Here is a 1,494-nt window from a genome sequence, read left to right as displayed (position 1 = left end):
CCTTGGCCTTCGGCTTTCTCTTCATCGCGTCGATGGTTGATGCTGTCGCCATCAGCCTCATGCCGGTCATCATGCTCGATCGCGGTTGACGTCTCGCAGGCGGCGCTGCTCGCCATCATGGGACGCTGATCGCTGATCGGGCAAGCCTGCGAAACGCGTTGCGGCCAGACAAGGGCGGCAGCGGGCCACCGCTTTTCATCACCCTCTGGACGAGGCGTCCACTCATCGGCCTTCATCAAATTTGCAACGATTGACTTCAATTCGACCGTTGAAGCGGCGGCCGGTCTGATCCCGTCGGAGGAACAAGGGCTGCGGCCCCCTCCCATGCCCGTGTGAAAATCGCTGCCTCCCCGCAATTATCGTCACTGCACAAATCGGCCTTGGACCAGATACCGATAACCAACTTCGCTCATCCAGCGCGCGCGGGCCAAATGGCTATCATAGATGCGTTTGGCGCGTTCCGGGTGGGCATCGACATCGAACCCAAAAATGATCTCGACAGCCTCCCGCCAGGCGGCCCCGTCCCGCGCTGCGTCGAAGAGGCGCAGATAAGTGATCCTGTGGCGCCAGTCGTAATCGGTTATCGCGTCGACATTCGGGGGGCTGTCTTCGTAAGGGGGTATCTCGGGCATGGTCTTATCGTGAAGCGGTGCATTGCCGGGTGAGCAAAGGTGCCACAGGGCTGAATGAGAATGAACCCCCTGTGCTCTTCCTTGTTCGCCGAGGCTCGCTCTGGGCTGGACCGATATCTGCGAGTTCATCGATGATTCATGGCGTTGGCATTGGCTTGTCGCAACGGTTCTACGAAAGCCTCGTTGCACCTATTCTCCAACAGCATTTTCCCAAACTGCCCCATGCGGCGGCCAGGATTGGCCTCGGGTCAGAAGTGCTTGGCTACCGCACTGATATGTCCGCAGACCACGACTACGGTCCATGCGTGCAGATCTTTCACCCGAAGCGGAATTTTCCGAGACAGCCCGGGAGATAATGCGGATCCTGGACCTCAGCTTGCCCGATAGATTCGACGGCTGGTCAGTTCGCTACCCCACCAATGTCCGTCCGTCCGCTGCAGATGCCCGAGAAGGTCTGCTGGGATCAGAACACGGCGTTGAACTATATACATTGTCGGCTTGGTGCGATCGCTTTCTCGGGAGGCAGTTTACAGCTGACATCACCACGCACGATTGGCTTTCCTATCCCGAGCAATTGTTTTTGACCGTGACGGCTGGTGCGGTGTTTCGAGACGAGATCGGCGAACTAAGTGCTCTTAGGGATCGCCTTTGCTACTTCCCACCTGTGTGGCTTTACAAGCTCGCGGCCCAGTGGGGACGCGTCGCCGAGGAACGCGCCTATATCGGTCGAACCGGGAATGCCGGTGACGAGATTGGCTCCCGCGTAATCGCCGCGCGCATGGTCGGAAATATCATGCGGCTCGCCATGCTGGTCGAGCGCCGCTATGCGCCCTATCCCAAATGGTTTGGCGCCGCCTTTGCC

At 59.0% G+C, this 1,494-nt stretch carries 3 protein-coding genes; 1 reads left to right on the top strand and 2 read right to left on the bottom strand.

What is annotated here, in order from left to right:
- Together EOB59_RS34780 and EOB59_RS34775 are read right to left on the bottom strand one after the other, a co-directional pair.
- Positions 1 to 236: hypothetical protein (locus EOB59_RS34780; protein ID WP_164895857.1), on the bottom strand; the 236-nt coding region annotated here is incomplete at its 3' end.
- 126 nt (positions 237 to 362) lie between these two features.
- Positions 363 to 632, bottom strand: a complete 270-nt coding sequence (locus EOB59_RS34775) for a DUF2285 domain-containing protein (RefSeq protein ID WP_095482587.1) — start codon at positions 630 to 632, stop codon at positions 363 to 365.
- Between the two features lie 301 nt (positions 633 to 933).
- Between EOB59_RS34775 and EOB59_RS34770 the strand changes: the two genes are divergently transcribed.
- A partial coding sequence (locus tag EOB59_RS34770; RefSeq protein ID WP_128290301.1) for a DUF4037 domain-containing protein occupies positions 934 to 1,494 on the top strand: 561 nt, incomplete at its 3' end.

This window comes from Mesorhizobium sp. M7A.F.Ca.MR.176.00.0.0 (assembly GCF_004023165.1).
In the GTDB taxonomy this organism is placed as follows: Bacteria; Pseudomonadota; Alphaproteobacteria; order Rhizobiales; family Rhizobiaceae; genus Mesorhizobium.
The sequence above is the reverse complement of the archived record's forward strand: the minus strand, read 5'-3'. Positions and strand labels throughout refer to the sequence as shown.

Bases quoted from the DNA above. Each gene is read 5' to 3' on its own strand.
- EOB59_RS34775 (WP_095482587.1), bottom strand. From the start codon at position 632: ATGCCCGAGATACCCCCTTACGAAGACAGCCCCCCGAATGTCGACGCG.